The organism is Nocardia sp. alder85J, from assembly GCF_020176955.2.
In the GTDB taxonomy this organism is placed as follows: domain Bacteria; phylum Actinomycetota; class Actinomycetes; order Mycobacteriales; family Mycobacteriaceae; genus Nocardia.
Window position 1 is genome coordinate 144,972 of the sequence record NZ_JAIUCZ020000006.1, and the last position, 16,764, is coordinate 161,735.

Here is a 16,764-nt window from a genome sequence, read left to right on the forward strand (position 1 = left end):
ATGGTGTGGTCGGCCCCGGTCGCAACACCACGCCGCCCCGCGGCCGAATGATGTCCGATATTCGCCGGAGATTCGCTCGATTCCCGACCCCCGATACCGGGCATATCGCGCGTTCGCTAGCCTCGGAGCTGTCGGCCGAAGCCGGTGGCCCGCTCCGGAATTCGGTACCTCGTTCACAAGGAATGATAGCCGAAAGATCGCTGAGTGTGCCGAACGGACAGGCCGGTAGGGAAATTCAAGATCATCCAAACAAAGATCAAAAACATTGCTACACAATGACCTTGCGATGTGTATGCTAACCATCAATCAGGACCCCCACTACGAGGTGGGATCGACGGCGAGGCGGTGTCCCAAGTGAACGTGGACCGGATCCGATTGCGCCGTGCGGCCTATATTGCGGTCGCATTCGGCGTGCTGGCACTGGTTGCCACAGGTCCGCTGCACCGGCTGTTGCTCGGGCTGTTCATCTGCATCGGCCTCGGAATGGGATGGCTGAACGCGCATCTCACCTACCGCACGGTCACCCGGATCACGCGCTCGGAAACTCCCAGCAAGCAGGCTTTGCTGGTGACGACAGCGGGCCGGTTGCTCGGCCTTACCGCCCTCGCGATCGTGGTCGGAATCCTGGCACGGCCCAACGGGATCGGAATCTTCTTCGGCCTGGCCGTCTTCCAAGTAATCATGGTCCTCCAGACCGTCGTGCCCGAGTTGAAAGCGCTGCGCGAACTGTCATGACGATCCTCGTCCCTTCCCTGGCCCAGGCGACCGGAACGGTCGCGGTGCTCGCCGACTCGAAAATCCATGTCGGCGACCACGCGACCGCGCATTTCCTGGGGCTGGAGTTCGATCTCGACACCATCGTGTCGACCGCCGTCGCCGCCGTGATCGTGATCGCGCTGGCATTGTTCCTGCGGGCCAAGGTCACCTCCGGCGTACCCAATGGCGTGCAATTGTTCTTCGAGACCGTCACGGTCCAGATGCGCGATCAGGTGGAAAGCGCGATCGGGCTGCGAGTGGCGCCGTACGCACTGCCGCTGGCAGTCACGCTTTTCACCTTCATCCTGCTGTCGAACTGGTTGTCGGTACTGCCCATGCAGTACGGCGACGGCGAATTCATCGCGCCCCCGGCCTCCGACGTCAACTTCGTGTACGCGCTGGCGCTGTTCGTATTCGTGTTCTATCAGGGTGCGGGCATCGTCCGGCGCGGGCCGCTCACGCATTTCAAGCTGCTGCTGAAGGGCCACACCGGCTGGGGCCCGATGGTGTTGATCAACATCATCGAGGAGATCGCCAAGCCGCTGTCGCTGTCGCTGCGATTGTTCGGAAACATGTTCGCCGGCGGCGTCATGATCTCGGTGATCACGCTGTTTCCGTTCTGGATCAGCTGGGGGCCGAATGCCGTCTGGAAGTTGTTCGACCTGTTCGTCGGCTTCATCCAGGCGTTCATCTTCTCCCTGCTGACCGTCCTCTACTTCAGCCAGTCGTTGGCGCTGGAGCACGAAAACCACTGACCGGCCTCGCCGGACAGTGAACACTGACCGGCAAGCCGGTTGTAGCAACTGCGTTCGAGAACAGGAAGTGAAACATGGCAGACGCAACTACGGCGGCCATCGTCCAGGGTGCGCTCATCGGTGGTGGCATCATCATGGCTGGCGGCGCCATCGGCGCCGGTATCGGTGACGGCCTCGCCGGCGCTGCGCTGATCAACGGTGTCACCCGCCAGCCCGAGGCCGAGGGCAAGTTGCGCGGCAACTTCTTCCTCACCGTGGGTCTGGTCGAGGCCGCCTACTTCATCAACCTCGCCTTCATGGCACTGTTCGTCTTCGCGACTCCCGGTAAGTAAGTACCGTCATGTCGCCCCGCACAGATGTGGCCGCCGAGGGGAACTTCCTCGTCCCCAACGGCACCTTCTTCGCCGAGCTGATCATCTTCCTGATCGTGCTCGGAGTCATCTGGTTCTTCGTGGTGCCGCCGATCCGGAAGGTGCTGGCGGACCGCGAGGAACGGGTCGCCGCCACCACGGCGAACAACAAGGAGGCCAAGGATGTCTTCGCCGAGGCCGACGAGCGTTACCAGACGGCTCTGACGAAGGCCCGCGCCGAAGCGGCCGACATCCGCAACCAGGCCCGCGCCGAAGGCCGGGCCATTCTCGAAGAAATGCGCAACGAAGCGCAGCAGCAGGCCGACGAGATCGTTGCCGAATCCGAGGCGCAACTGCGTGCCCAGGCCGATCAGGTGTCCGCGGAGCTGCGCGAAGCCGTCGAACCGCTCGCCCAGACCTTGGCCGACCGCGTGGTCGGCGGCGACGATCGGCACGCCGGTACCAGCGCCGGACACCAGACAGGACGGGCCACGTCATGACCTCTACTCTCGGCTTGCTCGCCGAGGACGGCTACCACATCACCGTGCAGTGGAAGGTCTTCGCCAGCCAGTTGGTCGGCTTCGTGCTGATCATCGCGCTGTTCGTGAAGTTCGTGGTGCCACCGTTGCAGAAGGCGATGGCCAGGAGCCAGGACACGGTGCGCAAGCAGCTCGAGGACAGCGAGCAGGCGGCGACGCGGCTGGAGGAGGCCAAGGCGGCCTACGACAGCGCGATCGCCGAGGCGCAGGCCGAACTCGAGCGCATGCGCGCGGATGCCCGCGAAGATGCCGTGCGCATCATCGAGCAGATGCGCGAGGCCGCGAGCGCCGAGGTCGAACGCGTCCGCAAACAGGGCCGCGATCAGATCACCGTGCTGCGCCGTCAGCTCATGCGCGACCTGGAGGCCGATCTGGCCGCCGCCATGCTGGCCTGCACCGAGGAGAAGGTGCAGGAGCAGGTCGCCAGCCCCGAGGCGGTCAACGAGAGTATCGAGAAGTTCCTCGACGACCTGGAGACCCTCGCCAACGCCGCTCCGGCCGTCCGCCGCTGGGCACTGTCCCGCTGGAACTGATTCCGGCGCAACGGCTCCCGGTCACCGCGGGCCCGCGATCCGACGACTGCACCCCTGTGATGTGAACATCACAGGGGTGCAGTCGTTTTCACGGCCCGCTCGGGATGCCGCCCGCTCGTCTAGAATCCGGGAGGGTTCTTCGGGAGGGACGGGGGCGGTTTCATGACGACACACGGGCCGGGGGCGGCGCCGGGGCGGCCGATCGGTGGCCGATCGATCCAGCAGACGGTGCAGCTGTACGGCCCGATGCCGGAGCACTACGCCGCGCCGATCGCCTGGGCGCTGCTGAACATCCTGGAGGCGGCGCACACCCAGGGCATCGCGCTGCACACCGTCGAGCCCGGCGGCGTCCTGCTGTCGGAGAGCAACGACGTGCGGCTGGCCGACCCGGGCCTCGCGCCGCCACCGGCCGATATCGTCGAATACACCGCGCCGGAACGGTTCTACGGCTACCCAGCCACCCCGGCCGGCGATCTGTTCGCCCTCGGCGCCACCCTCTGGTTCGCGACCGAGGGCTTCTCGCTGTACCGGCGGGAATCGCCGGCCGCCACCCAGCATGCGATCCTGTCCGAGCCCACGCCCCTGCCGAGCCGGGCGGGCAGGCTCACTCCGCTGATCCTCGGTCTGCTGCACAAGGATCCGGCGCTGCGGCCGACCGTGGCGCAAGCGCGGGCGCTGTTGCCGCAGCCGCCGATCCCGGGCTCCGGCTACGCGATGGCCGGGCGACCACCGAAACCCGCACAGCGACCGCCGGATCCGCGCCGCGCGGCCGCCGCGGCGGCACTCGAGCGTGCCTCGGGCCCACGCGCCGCCGTGGCGGTGCTCGCCCTGCTGCTGTACTCCGCCGCCGCCGTCCTGCCGAATCTCGTACTCGGGCCGACCGTCCCGGCCATGGACCGCGATCTGCACGCCGCCGTGGCCGGGGTGCAATGGCTGACGATCGCGAGCACCCTGGTCGCAGTGGCCGCGATGCCGCTGCTGGGAAAGCTCGGTGATCTGCTGGGCAAGAAGGCGATCCTCGCGGTCTGCGGAATCGTCGCCGCGTTCGGCTCCGCGATCTGCGCGATCGCCGCCGACCCGATCGTGGCCATCGTCGGCCACGGCCTGCAAGGCGTGGCCCTCGCGGGCCCGTTCGTGGCGTTCGGCCTCGTCCGGGATGTGATGCCGCGCCGCTTCGGCCCGTGGGGCGCCGTCGCGATTCCCGCCGGGATCGGACTGGCCACCGCGTTCGGACCGCTGGCCGGCGCGCTGCTGGTCGAGTACCTCAGCTGGCGGGCCGTCTTCTGGTTCACGCTGCTCGTGCTGGTGCTGTGCACGGTCGTGATCCTGGTCGCGGTGCCGGAAACCGCGGTGCGCGTGCCGGATCCGATCGGCCTGCTCACCGCCGCCCTGTTGTCGGCGGGTGCGCCGCTGCTCGTGCTGTACCTCGACCGTGACTGCGCTCATCGAAATTCCCCAACTGGGCTCGTCGAAATGCCTCACCCGTGGGCGGTCACGATTATAGGGGCTCGCGATTGCCGGTGGTTGCCCGCCGGAGGTTGTCCGCGGTTGCGTGATGATCGCGTAGCCGGTAGGAGTCGCCGTCGAGGTTGATGACCATCGACCGGTGTAACAGGCGGTCCAGGAGTGCGGCCGCGACGGTGTTGTCTCCGAGGATTTCGCCCCACGACCCGACACCTCGGTTGGTGGTGATCACGATCGAGGTCTTCAAATATCGTTGCGAGACAACCTGAAACAAGGCTGATGCCGCCTCGGCCGGCAACGGCAGGTAGCCCAGTTCGTCGATGACGAGCAAGGCCGGTCCGGCGTAGAACCGCATGGTGGTCGCCCACCGGCCCTCGATCGCCGCGCGGTGGCAGCGGGCAGCCAGATCGGCGGCGGTGGTGAAGTAGGTGCGGTAACCGGCGTGGGCGGCCGCGCGGGCGAGTCCTGTTGCCAGATGGGTCTTTCCGGTGCCGGGGGTGCCGATCAGCAGGACGTTGGTCGCGGATTCGAGGAACCGGCAGGTGCCGAGCTCGTCGAGCAGCGGCCGGTCGATCCCGGAGGCGGCATCGACGTCGAAGTTGTCCAGCGACGCGGGGGTTTGCAGGTTCGCGAACCGGAGACGCCCGTTCAGCCGGCGGGCTTCGGTGTCGTCGACCTCGATGCGTAGTAGTTTCTCCAAAGTCGCTGTCGCCGAGAGGTTCTGCGCGACGGCGTCTTCGAGGATCCGTGGGAGGGCTTCGGCGGCGGCGTGGAGTTTCAGCGTCGCCAGATGCGAGCGGAGCTGCTGGTAGCGGGTCGCGGTCTCGTCGGCGCCGGCGGCTTTCGTGGCTCGGCGGGCGGTCTTGTTCGGGCTGGTGGTCATTTGCGGCTCCTGGCGGTGGCGGCGCGCTCGTAGGCGGCCAGATCGGTGATGTTGCTGGTGACCGCCGATGCGGCTGTGCTGGTGTCGGCGGGATCGGCGGCTGCCCGCAGGGCCGCGGCGGCGGCGCGGGCGGCGTCGCCGGGTGGGATGCGTTCCTTGCGGCGGTGCGGGCGGCCGGTGTTCGCCGACTCCATCGCCGCGCGGTCGAGCGCGACGACGTGGCCGTGGTCACGGACCGTGGCGCCGAGGCCGTCGGCGGCGCGTTCGTGTCGGGCGATCACGATCCCGGCTGTGGTGGCGATGTCGATGGTGTTGCCGCGTAACGGTTGTGCGACGATGACCGTCGCCGCGGCCAGCTCGGGAGGCACCGAGTAGCGGTTGCCGCGCCAGGAGATCATCGCCTGCCGGGACACAACCCTCGGTTCGGTGACCATCGCCGGATACGGGTCAGCAGGTAACGGCCGCAATGGTTCTCGTGCCGCGATCGTCGCGACGCTGGCCCGGCCGTCGGCGGTCGGCCGCAGCCGGGTGTCGGTGCGCAGTGAACAGAACTTGTCCAGGCTCGCTTGTGCCTGTTCGACGGTGAGTTCGTCGGCGAGGGTGCGCCACCAGCGTTGCGCGGCAGTGTGATTGGCTTTCTCGACCACTCCTTTGCGGTTGCCGGCGCGGGCCGGGCAGATCTCCGGCAGCACGGCGTAGTACTTGAGCACCGCGGCGAACGACGCGGTGACCTGCCCCGACGACGGATAGCAGACAGTGGACATGCGGTCGAACCGCCACGACCCGGTCACCCCGCCCAGGGCGCGAGCGACCCGGTCCAGGCCCTCGATCAGGTGCGGCTGGTCGGTGGCCGGCGCGAGATAGCCGCGCCAGCGGCCGGAGTGGGCCAGGGACCCGACGAGCAGGTGCGCGTTCGCGCCCCACCCCCACGACTGCGGTGGGTTGGGCAGATCGACCCAGTCCCATTGGGTTTCACCACCGGGTGGGTGCGCGATGACGGCATTGGGGCGTTCGGTCACCCTCCGGCAGGCTTGGCAGACCGGACGGAGCTTGCGGGCGCGGATGTTGCGGGTCAGCGACTGATACGACAACCCGAACCCGAGAGGTTCGAGCTCGTCGAACAGGGTTTGCGCCCACAGGTGCGGGTCCTCGGTCAGGCGGGCGGTCACATAGTCCACGAACCGTTCGAACGGGTCGGGCTGGTGTCGTTTCCGGACCCCGGGCTGGCGTTCCCCGGCCAGATAGGCGCGGATCGTCTTGCGGTCGCGGCCGGTGTGGCGGGCGATCTGGGAGATCGTCCAGCCTCGGGCGCGCAGGGCACTGATTTCCACATCTTCCTCACGTGTCAACATGGAAAAGCGGGCCTCCTCCGAACGAAACTGCTGGTCAGGTGTGGTAACCACCAGCTTCGGAAGAGGCCCGCCCTTCACGACGAAGCCACACGGGCAAATGGGGAATTTCGATGAGCGTCAGTGGGGAGATTCAGTGAGCGCCGTCAACCGGGCGCCCTACTGGGGCTGGACGGCCCCGGTCGCGCTCGCGGCCCTGATCGGCGGGCTGATCCTGACCGGAGTGTTCGCCGCCGTCTGGCTCCCGGCCAGCCGGCTCGCCGTCGACCTGTCCGGCCTGCTGGGCCTGCGATTCGCGACCATGGTGCTGATGGCGCTGTTCGGGTTCGGCATCACCGCCGTGCAGACCACCGCGTTCGCGTACCTGGCCGCCAGTCCCGGCCCCGACGCGCTGCGCAACGACATCGCGGTATCGGTCGTGCAGCAGGCCCGCGCCTCGTACGGCGTGAACATCTCGGCCGCGTCGGTCCACGTCACCCTGAATCCCGGTTACAGCTACGGAAGTGCGCTGAGCACAGTGCATTTCGCTGCGCTGATGATCGCGGCCGGCCTGGCCACGGTGATCGCCGCGATCGGCGCCGGACTGCTCGCCCGCCGGGTCGGCGGCCGGCTGCCCGCGATCGCGGCCGTCGCCCTGTTCGCCGTCTCCGGCCTCGGCTTCGCGGTGCTGCCCTACCACCTGATCGGTGCCACGGCCCTGACCGCGCTCGCGGGCTTCGGGGTCGGGCTGCTGTACCCCGCGGCGATCGAACTGATCACGGAAACGATCCCGGCCGGCCTGCAGGGCATCGGCGCCGCGGTGTTCGGCGTCGCCCTGACCGTCGGTTCCACGGCGGCCGTGGCGGCGTTCACCGCGATCCGCGACCGCCACCCGGTCGCGGCGGACGTCCAACTGCGCGGCGGCCGGACCAGGCAGGTCGTTCCGCAGCTGTTCGCCGATCAGGGCTACACCCTCGGCTTCTGGGTGGCGCTGGCCCCCACCGCGATCGGCCTGCTGCTCGCCGTCGCCCTGCTGCTGACGCCCGGATCCGTCCGCACCCCGCCACCGGTCCCGGTACCTCCACCGTTCGCACCGCAGGGCGGTTTCCCGATCCCTCGCTGAGAACAGCACCCCCGCAGCGGGCCCCGACCCCCGCCGAGCGGAAAATCGCTCGCGCCACCTCACCGTCGCCGCCTACCGTCACCCGGCATGACGAGTGCGACCGACAGCACGGCCCGCCGAATGCGCTCCGGCCTCACCTACGCGCTGGTGTCCGCCGCGGCCTTCGGCCTGTCCGGGGTGCTGGCCCGGGGCCTGATCGACGCCGGGTGGAGTGCCGGTAGCGCGGTGACGGCCCGAGTCGCGGTGGCCGCGGCGGTCCTGTTGCCGATCGCCGCCGCGCAGCTGCGTGGTGAGCGGAAGTTGTTGCGCCGCAACATCTCACTGATCGGCGGCTACGGCCTGATCGCGGTGGCCGGCACCCAGCTGGCCTTCTTCGAGGCGGTGGCGCGGCTCCCCGTCGGCGTCGCCCTGCTGATCGTGTTCGCCTCCCCGATCGCGGTGGTCGGCTGGATGTGGCTGCGCCACCATCACCGCCCCACCCGCCTCACGGCGGCCGGCACGGCGCTCGGTGTCGCCGGGCTGATCCTGGTCGTCGGCGCGGGATCCGGCACGGCCGTCTCCTGGTCCGGCATCGCCTGGGCACTGGCCGCCATGCTCGGCTCCCTCGTCTACTACCTGCTCCCCGCCGAAGGCGGCGACGACCTGCCGGGCACGGTGCTGGCCGCCAGCGGACTCGTGATCGGCCTGGCCGCCCTGGCCGCGGCCGGTGCCACCGGCCTGGTCACCCTGCGCTGGTCGGCCGCACCCGTGCACTTCCGCGACCTCGCCTGCCCCTGGTGGTCCGTCATCCTGATCCTCGGCACGGTCACCACCGCCCTCGCCTACGTCTCCGGCATCGCCGCCACCCGCCTGCTCGGCCCCCGCCTGGCCTCCTTCACCGGCCTGTGCGAGGTCGCCGCGGCTCCCCTGCTGGCCTGGGCGCTGCTCGGCCAGTCCGTCCGCCCGCTCCAATTCCTGGGCGGCACACTGATTCTGGCCGGGATCCTGGCCGTCCGGCACGGCGAGCCGGATTTCCGCCCGGTGCAGTGAGCGATTCCGCGAGCATCGGACATTCCCACCAATCCGATTGCGGCGCAGCATGATCGCATCCGCCGTTCGCAGCGGCCGGCGATAGCATGAGCGCACTATGGACGACTGGAAGTACTGCCCCAGGTGCGCATCACCGACCCACTTCGTCGGCGCCGGTCCCGAACGCCATGCGCAGTGCGCGGGCTGCGGGTACGTGAAGTACGACAACCCGCTGCCCACAACAATCGGCCTGGTGATGCACGGCGGCAGGATCCTGCTGTTGCGCAGAGCGATCCACCCCGCCTTCGGCGAATGGGACACCGTCGGCGGATTCCTGTCCGGCGACGAGACCGTCGAGGAGAATCTCCGCCGCGAGGCGAAGGAAGAGATCGGCGCCGACATCCGGCAGCTGGAATTCGTCGGCTCGTTCTCGTCGGTGTACGGCGACACCGGACTGCACACCATCGGCATCGCCTTCACCTGCACCGTGACCGACCCGGAAATTCAACTCTCCGAAGAGAATTCCGAATATCGCTGGTTCGCTCCCGAGGAGCTGCCCGACGTCGCGTTCGAGGATGTGCGACGCGCCCTGGCCACCCTCACCGCGCGGCTGCGGTCGTAGGCCCCGGCCGGCGAGCGGTCAGGATCCCGGTGTCGTACCGGTTCGCGGTGTACTCGAAATCACCGAAACCGATGTCGCGCAAGGTGTCCTGATACCGACGGAGATCGAGCGAGGCGGTCCGCTGGTGATGGTCGTCCCCGCTGCGATGCGCGGAGAACCGCGCCATCGCGCGGATCAGCACCCCGCGCACCCCACTACCGGGATTCATGTCGGCCAGCAGCAACCGGCCGCCCGGCCGCAGCACCCGGAACATCTCGGTCAGCGCCGGAACCCGTTGTGCGGCGGGGATGTGATGCATGGCGAAGGTCGAGGTCACCACATCGAAGGAGCCATCGGCAAAGTCGAGTTCCTGCGCGAGCCCGTACTCGAAGCGGCAGTTCGGCGCCGACCGCGCCGCCACCCGAGCATGCTCGACCATCTCACGCGCCGCGTCGATGCCGACCACTTCACCGGCGGCCCCCACCAGCCCGCCCATGGCGACTGCGAGTTTTCCTGGACCACAAGCGATATCGAGCACATGATCACCGGGCCCGGCGCCACTGACCGCGGCCAGGGTCGTCACCAGTCCGCCCACCCCGCCCACGAAGAACAGGCGGTTGAACGCGTTGTACCGGCGCGGCGTGGTGATGAGCAGACCGACCGCGGTGTCGGCACCGAGAATACGGGAGGGTTGTTCGTTTCGGGTCATATGTTCATCATCGGAAGGGTGCGTCATCCGGACCAGAACCAAAGCCAGCCGATCCGTCCCGTTCCGCACACCTCGCCGAGATCCGTCCCGCACCCGCAGGACCGCAGAGTGCGCCGCACCAGGGATGCCCTGCACCGCGCCCTGATCGAACTGATGCTCGCCACCGACTACCGCCGCATCACCGTCCAGGACGTCCTCGACCGCGCCGACGTGGGCCGCTCGACCTTCTACGCCCACTACCGCGACAAGGACGACCTCCTGGTCACCAGCTGCACCGCCTACCTCCGCGCCGCGATCGACGCGACCACGGCCGCCCACCCCGACCACTCCTCCCCCCTGGCCCCGCTCCACACCATGTTCGAACTGGCGGCCTCGAACAAACCGGTCTACGGCGTCCTCCTCGGCCCGAAGGCCGGCGCCCCCGTCCTGCGCGCCACCCGTCAGATGGCCGCCGACATCCTCACCGACCTCCTCACCGGCCACCTGAACGAACCCCCCGACGATTTCGCCGACACCGTCACCTACCTCTCCTGGGCCCTGTTCGGCCTCCTCGGCGCAGTAGCCGACCCGGCCCGCGACCTCTCCCCCACCGCCGCCTACCACCGCTTCCACCGCCTGACCACCACCGGCCTCCCCGACCTGCTCCCCCACCCCCACTAATTCCCTTGCGCCCCGACACCACCTCATGCCAAGCTCAACCCATGCCTCCCCGCCACCTCAGTCGCCACTCATCCTGAACGCTCGAAGTTCCGGAGGGTTGGCCGAGTCTGGTAAGGCAGCGGTGTGCTAAACCGTGGTCGGGCCGAAACGCCCGCGCGAGTTCGAATCTCGCCCCCTCCGCCTGGAGGGTTGGCCGAGTCCGGTAAGGCTCCCGTCTCGAAAACGGGCGACAGGTTCACACCTGCGGGGGTTCGAATCCCTCACCCTCCGCCACCGATCGCCGTTGCGCCCCAAGCGAACCGTCACACATCGGGGCTACGAGCGGCCGCTGTGATGATGCCGCCACCCCAGCCCGCCACGGATAACACTGCCCGAGGTCAGCAGACCACCACGCGTATCGACGCTGCCGAAGCGATAGATGACCGGCACCCGGCCCGCCGCGTTCACGAACGGCGTCGAGTAGCTCCCGCCGAGGACCCGCTCACCGAGCGCGGGAGCCACAACACGGTTCCGGACCGACAGGTAGTACCACATCGCCGCACCGGCGACCCCGCCGGCGAGACCCGCTGCCGCATAACGGATCGCGCTGCTGTCGTCACCGGAGAAGCTCTCGTCGGCATCGTCGCATTCACTGTCGTCCACCCGATCCCCGGTGACGGCATCGGCACACACCGCCGCGAAATCCACATCCTCGGCCTGGACACCCGTGCTCGGCAGCGGCGTCGTGGTCGTGGCAGGCGACTCTGTAGTGGTCGGCACCCGCAGCACAGAACTCCTGGTCGGCGTGGCAGCCGTTGCCGTCGTCGTGGATGCGGCAGATTCGGGTGTCGGCGGCAACGCGCAACTGGTCACCAGATACAAGCCAGCCACAGCAGGAACCAAACCCAGCACAGGCGCGACACCGCGCTGTCGATAACCGGCCATCGAGACGACCCGCCCCCATTCCCGTCCACTGCGATGAAGCACGGCAATCATCCACCGCCGCTGCGGGTTTGGCAATGGCGCGAAACCGTATGAGGTCACCGCCGGCTCGCGGTCGCGTTCGCCAGTTCGTCATCGGTCACGATCTCCGTCACGTGTCGGTCGGCGTCCGAGGAGATGAACCGAGCCATCGTGTCGCTGTCGGCGAGGACTGCGATCGCGCTTCCGGATCATCAGATGCGGTCGGGGTCGTCTTCACCTCAGCCGGCTTCATGGTCGTCAATATGGCCGATACCCACGAAAATCTTGCATATTCCGGGGACATGCGCAGTTGCCAGGTATGCCCGGCACCGCGCCGGGACAGCCCCGGTGGCGTGACCGCACCCGAGCACCGCACCGGACACGACCCGCAACTGCGGCCGACGAGCAGGTACCTGGGTTATCGTGCACTCGAATCGCAATGTGCTCACGGTTTGCCAACTGCGGTGCGTCGGATCCGGAAGGAGATGACTGTGGTTCACCGGGTGATCGAGCCCAGCGGTCCACCCATGGTGGCCGGGCGGGGGTGGTGGGCGGTGTTCATGGGGGTGGGGACGGTCGTCACCGTCATCGGCGTCGCGGTGCTGACGCGTGGGGGTGATCCGGCGGGGCCGTCGGCGGCCGCGGTGGCGGCCGGGTTGGTCGGGGCCGGGGTGCTGGAGATATTCGGGTGTCGTACAGGGGGTTTCGGGGTGGGGGTGGAGCTCGTGGGTGGAGCCGCGGTGATCCTGGTGTGGCCGGATCTGACCGCCGATCCGCTGGCGTTGCTGGTGGGGTCGGTGCTGGTGGTGGTCGGGCTGACCCGGCTCGCGGCGACGGTGGCGGCCACCACGCCGCATGCGGGGGACGGGTTCGTGGTGGCCGTCGTGTCGGCGGGGCTGGCGCTGCTGACGGGGCTGGCGCTGGTGTACCGGCCCGAGGCCGTCGCGGTGCCGCCGGCGGTTCCGCTCAGCATCTGGCTGATGCTGCAAGGGTTCCGGGACGTGTTCTTCGGGCGCGCCCTGCTCGTGGGATGAGCCCGCCGGGGGCACCGCTATCCGTTGGTTACTGCGCCGGTTCGCTGTGCAGTTCCGACAGGCCCTGCTGCACGAGGGCCTCGTGCCGCTCGGCGTCCTCGCGGGCCTTGCGCGGACTCCACCGGCCGGACATCACGAAGATGAACGGGATGAACAGGAGTTCGGCGGCGAAGCAGACCCACCACCACAGTTGCCACTGCCGCGGATTGTCGTGTTGCGCCTGCTTGACATCGGCGGCGTGGGCGCCCAGATATTCCAGGTCGGCGGGGGGCACCGGATTCGTGCTCAGCTGCCGCAATCGGGTGATCGCGCTGGTCGGATCGGTGGCCAGGCCCGCCCGCACGAGCTGCTGGACCGCGGCGGCGCCGGCGGCCGGATCGGCCGGATTGACCTTCAGCGCGGCCAGGGTCTGCGGCGAGACCGCCGAGATGGTGGCCACCTGCTGCGGATACTCCTCGACGATCGCCGAGACCCGCGAGCCCTGGTCGACCAGGGTGGAGGTGGCCGTCACGGCGAAGGTGAACGCGAACAGCGACACCGTCACCACGATCCGCACGGTCCAGCCCCAGATCGCCAGGCCGGTGGCCGTGGCGGCGGGGTTGTGCCGTTCGACGGTCTCGGTGAAGGCCGCCATCCAGGCGCAGTACGCGAGGCCCAGACCGAACGCGCTGATCGCCATCACCAGCGCGAACTGGTAGTACGTGGTCCCCGGATGGGTCGCCATCGCCGCGAAGACGCCGGTGGCGGCCAGGTTGATCACCGCACCCACCACCATGAACGGTTTGCGCACCCGGATCCGGTCCGACAGCACCCCGGCCACCAGCAGCGTGATCGCGTTCGCGGCCCAGTACCAGTTGGCGAGCGCATTGGCCCGCGCCTCGGAATAGCCGAACACGGTGACGAAGTAGACGACGAAGAAGCCGACCGCGATGTAGTAGAAGAACAGGAACATGCTGACGCCGAAGGCCGGTCCGACCACGTCCAGTTTCAGCAGCCGCCGCCACTGATTCTGTAGCGCCTCTTCCACATTCAGGCCGGCCGCGCGCGCCTCGATGAGTTCCCGGTCGCGCAGGCTGACCATCAGCTGATCGCGCAGCGCGGGCGACAGCTCACGCAACCCGACGAAGGCGATGGCCGCGACGACGAATCCGATGATGCCGCACACGTAGAACTGGAACCGCCACGCCGGGTGCGCGTCCAGGGTATGGCTGGAGACCTCGGTGACCACCAGGCTGCCCAGCACCGGGCCCATGGTCCAGAAACTCATGGCCGAGGCCCGGCCCAGCTGCGGCGAGAAGTCCCGGATCAGCGCCGGGGTGGCGACCAGCATGATGCCCTCGACCACGCTGAGCAGCGCGAACAACACGAAGTACAGCACCACGCTGTGCGCGTTGGGCAGGCCGAACAGCACGATGGCCGCGGTCACGAACAGGCCGTAGACGACCAGGTTGGCCCGGCCCCAGCGGTCGGCGAGACCGGCGGCCAGCGAGCCGAACGCGCCGACCAGGTTGCCGACCACCGAGGCCATCACGAATTGGGTGAAGCTGAATCCCAGATCCTGGATGATCTTGGTGGCGACGGCGCCCGGCACGTACAACTCGTAGTACAGGACGATCGTGGCGAGCACGGTGATCGCCAGATAGGTGTAGCGGGGAAAGGTGTCGGGGTAGTGCGGGAGGGCACGCCGCCAGATCCAGTCGGCGGGGCGGCGGGCGGAGGGGACGGCATCCGGAGAGGGTGCGATCTGATCGAGCACAGGTACCTCGCTCAAAAGGCCATGGCACGAGACCGGCACGAGCAGAATCGGCACCGATCCATACCACTGACCACCAAATGTGATACAGGACACACAAGGTAACTAAACATGAATCCCACGTCAAGTATCGGTTTTGCGCGACCTGGCCGGGCCACGCCGGGCAACCGATCCCGCTACCGAAGTTGACATCAGATTCAAGTACACTCGAGCCCGGCTCGAACGGACTCACCGAGAGAGGACCGCTGCATGCGGATCATCGACACCGTCGCCGTCGTGACCGGCGCGGCCGGCGGCATCGGCGCCGCCGTCGCCCGTCGGCTGCTGGAGCAGGGCGCGCGGGTGGCACTCAGCGACATCGCGGCCGACCGGCTCGCCGCCACCGTGGCCGAACTGGCGCAACAGTTCCCGGGCAAGGTGCTGGGACAGGCCGGCGACGCCGCCTCGGAAGCCGACCTGATCGCGCTGATCGACACCGCGACAACGACTCTCGGCCCGGTGGACCTGTACTTCGCGAATGCGGGCGTGGGCGGCGGCCCCGGCCTCGCCGCCACCGACGCGCAGTGGGAACAGGCGCTGAGCATCAACCTGATGGCACACGTGCGCGCCGCCCGGCTACTGGTACCGCAGTGGCTCGAGCGCGGCAGCGGGTATTTCGTGGGCACCGCCTCCGCCGCCGGTCTGCTGACCCAGATCGGCTCGGCCACCTACTCCGCCTCCAAGCACGCGGCCGTCGGCTTCGCCGAATGGCTCGCGGTCACCTACGGTGATCGCGGCATCCGGGTCAGCTGCCTGTGCCCGATGGGCGTGGACACCGCGCTGCTCACCGGATTCGAGACCGACGACGCCGCCGACACCCGGATGGCCGCGCGCGCGGTCACCGGCGCCGGAAAGGTGTTGCAACCCTTGGACGTCGCCGACCGGGTGCTGGAAGCCCTGGAATCCGAACAGTTCCTGATCCTGCCCCACCCCGAGGTCGCGGAGTTCCTGCGCCGCAAGGCCTCCGACCACGACCGCTGGATCCACGGCATGCAGCGCTACCGCGCCACGCTGGAATCCTGACCAGGAGAGGAATTTTCGATGGACATCTTCACCCCGTCCGACCGTGCGCTGAAGTACCGGGACGACCTGCTCGCCTTCATGGACGAACACGTGTATCCGGCCGAATCCGTCTACGAGGAGCAGATGGCCGCCGCCGGCGATCCGCACCACCACCCGCAGATCCTGGAGGATCTCAAGGCCGAGGCCCGCCGCCGCGGCCTGTGGAACCTCTTCCATCCGCATCCGCAGTGGGGCCCGGGGCTGACCAACCTGGAGTACGCGCCGCTGGCCGAGATCATGGGCCACAGCCCGGCACTCGCGCCGGAGGCGTGCAATTGCAGCGCCCCCGACACCGGCAATATGGAGGTGTTCACCCTCTTCGGCACCCCCGCGCACCACGAGCGCTGGTTGCAGCCGCTGCTGGAGGGCACCATCCGCTCGGCGTTCGCGATGACCGAACCGGGGGTCGCCAGCTCCGATGCCACCAATATCGAGACGCTGATGCGGCGCGAGGGCGACCACTATGTCGTCAACGGGCGAAAGTGGTTCGCGTCCAACGCGATGCACCGCAACTGCAAGGTGCTGATCGTGATGGGCAAGACCGATCCCGATGCGCCGAAGCACCGGCAGCAGTCGATGCTGGTGGTGCCGATCGACGCGCCCGGCGTCACCGTGGTGCGGAACCTGCCGGTGTTCGGTTACCGCGACCGGGAGGGCCACGCCGAGATCACCTTCGAGGACGTGCGGGTGCCGGTCGAGGACGTATTGAAGGGCGAGGGCGAGGGTTTCGCGATCAGCCAGGCCCGGCTCGGGCCCGGCCGCATCCACCACTGCATGCGCGCCATCGGCATGGCCGAACGCGCCCTGGAACTGCTGTGCGCGCGGGCCGAGTCCCGGGTCACGTTCGGGCGCAAGATCAGTGAGCGCGCCAATATCCAGGACTGGATCGCGGAGTCCCGCATCGCCATCGAGCAGGCCCGGCTGCTGACCCTGAAGGCCGCCTGGATGATGGACACCGTCGGCAACAAGGCCGCGCAGGTGGAGATCGCCGCCATCAAGGTCGCCGCGCCGAACATGGCGTTGCAGATCGTCGACCGGGCGATCCAGGTGTACGGCGGCGCCGGCGTCACCGAGGACTTCCCGCTCGCCAGCATGTACGCGCATCTGCGGACGCTGCGGCTGGCCGACGGCCCGGACGAAGTCCACAAGCGGGCCATCGCGCGGGCCGAACTGGGTAAGGTGCGAGCCACATCCGCCGCGCCGGCGGGTGTGGGCGCCTGAGGAG

Annotated in this window: 18 protein-coding genes and 2 tRNA genes; 15 read left to right on the forward strand and 5 right to left on the reverse strand. The window is 68.5% G+C overall.

Features of this window, described 5'->3' with window-relative positions:
* Positions 1 to 354 precede the first annotated feature (354 nt).
* The 6 genes from LBW94_RS23805 (at position 355) to LBW94_RS23830 (ending at position 4,526) form a co-directional block, all read left to right on the forward strand.
* On the forward strand, positions 355 to 735 hold the full coding sequence (locus LBW94_RS23805) for a hypothetical protein (RefSeq protein ID WP_225062190.1): 381 nt from the start codon (positions 355 to 357) through the stop codon (positions 733 to 735).
* Entirely contained in the window at positions 732 to 1,511 is a 780-nt protein-coding gene (atpB, locus tag LBW94_RS23810; protein ID WP_225062189.1) for a F0F1 ATP synthase subunit A, read from the forward strand. Before LBW94_RS23805 ends, atpB begins: the two co-directional genes overlap by 4 nt.
* Before the next feature lie 74 nt (positions 1,512 to 1,585).
* Entirely contained in the window at positions 1,586 to 1,843 is a 258-nt protein-coding gene (locus tag LBW94_RS23815) for a F0F1 ATP synthase subunit C (RefSeq protein WP_225062188.1), read from the forward strand.
* 8 nt (positions 1,844 to 1,851) lie between these two features.
* The gene (locus LBW94_RS23820; RefSeq protein ID WP_225062187.1) at positions 1,852 to 2,361 is read left to right on the forward strand and encodes a F0F1 ATP synthase subunit B; all 510 of its coding nucleotides are present in this window, start codon (positions 1,852 to 1,854) and stop codon (positions 2,359 to 2,361) included.
* Entirely contained in the window at positions 2,358 to 2,933 is a 576-nt protein-coding gene (locus LBW94_RS23825) for a hypothetical protein (protein ID WP_225062186.1), read from the forward strand. Before LBW94_RS23820 ends, LBW94_RS23825 begins: the two co-directional genes overlap by 4 nt.
* Before the next feature lie 162 nt (positions 2,934 to 3,095).
* Positions 3,096 to 4,526, forward strand: a complete 1,431-nt coding sequence (locus tag LBW94_RS23830) for an MFS transporter (protein WP_266271886.1) — start codon at positions 3,096 to 3,098, stop codon at positions 4,524 to 4,526.
* Here LBW94_RS23830 and istB read toward each other — a convergent pair.
* Complete coding sequence (gene istB / locus LBW94_RS23835) at positions 4,432 to 5,280, reverse strand: IS21-like element helper ATPase IstB (RefSeq protein WP_225062770.1); 849 nt, start codon at positions 5,278 to 5,280, stop codon at positions 4,432 to 4,434. The genes LBW94_RS23830 and istB overlap by 95 nt on opposite strands.
* On the reverse strand, positions 5,277 to 6,632 hold the full coding sequence (locus LBW94_RS23840) for a Mu transposase domain-containing protein (protein WP_225062769.1): 1,356 nt from the start codon (positions 6,630 to 6,632) through the stop codon (positions 5,277 to 5,279). The genes istB and LBW94_RS23840 overlap by 4 nt, the downstream gene beginning before the upstream one ends.
* A 133-nt stretch (positions 6,633 to 6,765) precedes the next feature.
* Here LBW94_RS23840 and LBW94_RS23845 point away from each other — a divergent pair, with 133 nt between their 5' ends.
* The 3 genes from LBW94_RS23845 (at position 6,766) to LBW94_RS23855 (ending at position 9,361) form a co-directional block, all read left to right on the forward strand.
* Positions 6,766 to 7,731 carry a hypothetical protein gene (locus LBW94_RS23845; RefSeq protein ID WP_225059132.1) on the forward strand — a complete coding sequence of 322 codons (966 nt, stop codon included), beginning with the start codon at positions 6,766 to 6,768 and terminating at the stop codon, positions 7,729 to 7,731.
* A gap of 87 nt (positions 7,732 to 7,818) precedes the next feature.
* Positions 7,819 to 8,760 carry a DMT family transporter gene (locus tag LBW94_RS23850; protein ID WP_225059131.1) on the forward strand — a complete coding sequence of 314 codons (942 nt, stop codon included), beginning with the start codon at positions 7,819 to 7,821 and terminating at the stop codon, positions 8,758 to 8,760.
* Positions 8,761 to 8,857: 97 nt separating this feature from the next.
* Complete coding sequence (locus LBW94_RS23855; protein WP_225059130.1) at positions 8,858 to 9,361, forward strand: NUDIX hydrolase; 504 nt, start codon at positions 8,858 to 8,860, stop codon at positions 9,359 to 9,361.
* Here LBW94_RS23855 and LBW94_RS23860 read toward each other — a convergent pair.
* Positions 9,339 to 10,049: a class I SAM-dependent methyltransferase gene (locus tag LBW94_RS23860; RefSeq protein WP_225059129.1), complete on the reverse strand. Its 711-nt coding sequence runs from the start codon at positions 10,047 to 10,049 to the stop codon at positions 9,339 to 9,341. The genes LBW94_RS23855 and LBW94_RS23860 overlap by 23 nt on opposite strands.
* 108 nt (positions 10,050 to 10,157) lie before the next feature.
* Between LBW94_RS23860 and LBW94_RS23865 the strand changes: the two genes are divergently transcribed.
* The 3 genes from LBW94_RS23865 to LBW94_RS23875 all read left to right on the forward strand — a co-directional run bounded on the left by LBW94_RS23865 (position 10,158) and on the right by LBW94_RS23875 (position 10,982).
* Positions 10,158 to 10,709, forward strand: coding sequence for a TetR/AcrR family transcriptional regulator (locus tag LBW94_RS23865; RefSeq protein WP_225059128.1), 552 nt, complete (start codon positions 10,158 to 10,160; stop codon positions 10,707 to 10,709).
* 91 nt (positions 10,710 to 10,800) lie between these two features.
* Positions 10,801 to 10,889 (forward strand) — tRNA-Ser (locus LBW94_RS23870).
* A 3-nt stretch (positions 10,890 to 10,892) separates the two neighbouring features.
* A tRNA-Ser gene (locus LBW94_RS23875) sits at positions 10,893 to 10,982 on the forward strand.
* 42 nt (positions 10,983 to 11,024) lie between these two features.
* On the opposite strand, the gene LBW94_RS23880 is transcribed toward LBW94_RS23875, so the two are convergent.
* Positions 11,025 to 11,468: a hypothetical protein gene (locus tag LBW94_RS23880; protein WP_225059127.1), complete on the reverse strand. Its 444-nt coding sequence runs from the start codon at positions 11,466 to 11,468 to the stop codon at positions 11,025 to 11,027.
* A gap of 668 nt (positions 11,469 to 12,136) precedes the next feature.
* On the opposite strand from LBW94_RS23880, the gene LBW94_RS23885 reads away from it, so the two are divergent.
* Positions 12,137 to 12,685, forward strand: a complete 549-nt coding sequence (locus LBW94_RS23885; protein WP_225059126.1) for a hypothetical protein — start codon at positions 12,137 to 12,139, stop codon at positions 12,683 to 12,685.
* A gap of 28 nt (positions 12,686 to 12,713) precedes the next feature.
* Here the strand turns inward: LBW94_RS23885 and LBW94_RS23890 are convergent, their stop codons facing one another.
* Positions 12,714 to 14,456 carry an MFS transporter gene (locus LBW94_RS23890; RefSeq protein ID WP_225059125.1) on the reverse strand — a complete coding sequence of 581 codons (1,743 nt, stop codon included), beginning with the start codon at positions 14,454 to 14,456 and terminating at the stop codon, positions 12,714 to 12,716.
* A 231-nt stretch (positions 14,457 to 14,687) separates the two neighbouring features.
* Here LBW94_RS23890 and LBW94_RS23895 point away from each other — a divergent pair, with 231 nt between their 5' ends.
* Entirely contained in the window at positions 14,688 to 15,500 is an 813-nt protein-coding gene (locus LBW94_RS23895; RefSeq protein WP_225059124.1) for an SDR family oxidoreductase, read from the forward strand.
* An 18-nt stretch (positions 15,501 to 15,518) separates the two neighbouring features.
* Complete coding sequence (locus LBW94_RS23900; protein ID WP_225059123.1) at positions 15,519 to 16,760, forward strand: acyl-CoA dehydrogenase family protein; 1,242 nt, start codon at positions 15,519 to 15,521, stop codon at positions 16,758 to 16,760.
* The last annotated feature ends 4 nt before the right edge of the window (positions 16,761 to 16,764 follow it).